Source organism: Pseudomonas onubensis, from assembly GCF_965653655.1.
In the GTDB taxonomy this organism is placed as follows: domain Bacteria; phylum Pseudomonadota; class Gammaproteobacteria; order Pseudomonadales; family Pseudomonadaceae; genus Aquipseudomonas.
In genome coordinates, this window is sequence record NZ_CBFHAZ010000196.1 from 1 (window position 1) to 2,375 (window position 2,375).

General features: G+C 61.9%; 2 protein-coding genes. Both read left to right on the forward strand.

From position 1 onward, the window contains the following. The first annotated feature begins 587 nt into the window (after positions 1 to 587). Positions 588 to 1,982, forward strand: coding sequence for an aspartate aminotransferase family protein (locus ACTD9P_RS29495; protein ID WP_438870407.1), 1,395 nt, complete (start codon positions 588 to 590; stop codon positions 1,980 to 1,982). Between the two features lie 82 nt (positions 1,983 to 2,064). Next, entirely contained in the window at positions 2,065 to 2,289 is a 225-nt protein-coding gene (locus tag ACTD9P_RS29500; protein WP_285679075.1) for an MbtH family protein, read from the forward strand. The last annotated feature ends 86 nt before the right edge of the window (positions 2,290 to 2,375 follow it).

A 2,375-nucleotide genomic window follows, 5' to 3' on the forward strand; every position in this document is an offset into this window, starting at 1 on the left:
GGTCAGTCAATTCATCTGTCACTGACCCACCGCATTCGCGAGCAAGCCCGCTCCCACATTAGACCGAGTTTGGCTCTGCTGTTGCTGTTGCTGTTGCTGTTGCTGTTGCTGTTGCTGTTGCTGTTGCTCTGGCCCTGGCCCTTACATCCTTTTCGATGACGAAGTCAGCGGTCTTTTGATCTGCGCTTTTGATCTTGATCTGAAATCGCCCCGTCAAACACGATGGCCGGAATCTGACAGTGATTTGGGGGGTAAACCGGCAGGGATGCCGGTTTAGCCGCGCTGGGCCAAGGATGGCCCATCGCGGCGACCCCCCAAATCACTGTCGGATTGCGGGCATGCCGAGCCATAGCGAGGCACCGAGTGTTGGGGCGAGGACTTTTTGGTTACTTTTGCGTCCTTGCAAAAGTGACCCGCTGTAAGAGCGGAACCCTAGGCCGCCGTTACCTAAATAACGGATATGCCCCCATCAAAAAACCACAACCCCCCTAAATCCCCCCACCGCTGGTGCGTCTCCAGAACATGAAATCCGCACATACGCGGATCGCCCGTTTGGTCACCCCACCCGCGTATTGAGGGATCGAGAGATGTCAGTCGCTACCAGCCGTATCGAAGACGCACCACCGGTGGAAACGCTCTACCACTTCGAAGAAACCCCACTGCTGGCCCGCCAGCGCCAGCAGGAATCCAACGCCCGCAGCTACCCTCGGCGTATCCCGCTGGCGCTCAAGCGGGCCAAGGGCATCTACGTGGAAGACGTCGAAGGCCGCAGCTTCATCGACTGCCTCGCCGGTGCAGGCACCTTGGCGCTCGGTCACAACCACCCGGTGGTGATCGCAGCCATCCAGCAGGTGCTGAGCGACGAACTACCCCTGCACACGCTCGACCTCACCACGCCGGTCAAGGACCAGTTCGTCCAGGACCTGTTCGGCCTGCTGCCGGCAAAGCTTGTGCAGGAAGCGAAAATCCAGTTTTGCGGCCCCACCGGCACTGACGCGGTGGAAGCCGCGTTGAAGCTGGTGCGCACTGCCACGGGTCGCAACACGGTGCTGTCGTTCCAGGGCGGTTACCACGGCATGAGCCAGGGCGCGCTGAGCTTGATGGGCAGCCTGGGGCCGAAAAAACCCTTGGGCGCTCTGCTTAGTAATGGCGTGCAGTTTTTGCCGTTCCCTTATGACTATCGCTGCCCATTCGGCCTGGGCGGCGCGGAAGGCGTGCGGGTCAACTTGCATTACCTGCAAAACCTGCTCAACGACCCGGAAGCCGGCGTGCTGTTGCCGGCGGCGGTGATTGTCGAGGTGGTGCAGGGCGAGGGCGGCGTGATCCCGGCCGATCTCGATTGGTTGCGCGGCCTGCGACGCATCACCGAGCAGGCCGGTGTGGCGTTGATCGTGGATGAAATCCAGAGCGGTTTCGGCCGCACCGGCAAGATGTTTGCCTTTGAACACGCCGGCATCATCCCGGACGTGGTGGTGATGTCCAAGGCCATCGGCGGCAGCTTGCCGCTGGCGGTTGTGGTGTATCGCGACTGGCTCGACACCTGGTTGCCGGGCGCGCATGCCGGGACTTTCCGGGGTAATCAAATGGCGATGGCGGCAGGCTCGGCGGTGATGCGCTACCTCAAGGAACACGACCTGGCTGGCCACGCGGCGGCCATGGGCGAGCGCCTGGCGGAGCACCTGCGCATCCTGCAGCGCGACTTCCCGCACCTGGGCGATATTCGTGGGCGTGGGCTGATGCTGGGCGTTGAGCTGGTCGACCCCAACGGCACGCCCGATATCCAGGGCCACCCGCCGGTGCATCGCCAATTGGCGCCACTGGTGCAACGCGAATGCCTCAAGCGTGGCCTGATCCTCGAGTTGGGCGGCCGGCACGGCAGCGTGGTGCGCTTCCTGCCGCCGCTGGTGATCACCGCCGCCGAAGTCGACCGGGTGGCCGAGATCTTCGGGCGCGCCCTGGCGGCAGCGGTCGCCAGCCTCTAATTTTTAGTGGGCTTGGTACGTTTCTACAGATATCAGTGCTGCGCGTGGTGCGCAGCCGGCTTTTCAGTGATGGAGAACAGCAATGACCTCAGTATTTGACCGCGACGACATCCTGTTTCAGGTAGTGGTCAACCACGAAGAACAGTATTCCATCTGGCCCGACTATAAGGCGGTGCCGGAAGGCTGGCGCACCGTGGGCAAGAGTGGCCTGAAGAAAGAGTGCCTGGCCTACATCGAAGAAACCTGGACTGACATGCGCCCGTTGAGCCTGCGCCAGAAGATGGATGGCGCTGCGCTGGCCGGCTGACACACCCCAGATCAACTGTGGGAGCGGGCTTGTGTGGGAGCGGGCTTGCTCGCGAATGCGGTGTGTCAGTTAACGCAAGTATTGAC

Bases quoted from the DNA above. Each gene is read 5' to 3' on its own strand.
- ACTD9P_RS29495 (WP_438870407.1), top strand. From the start codon at position 588: ATGTCAGTCGCTACCAGCCGTATCGAAGACGCACCACCGGTGGAAACG.
- ACTD9P_RS29500 (WP_285679075.1), top strand. From the start codon at position 2,065: ATGACCTCAGTATTTGACCGCGACGACATCCTGTTTCAGGTAGTGGTC.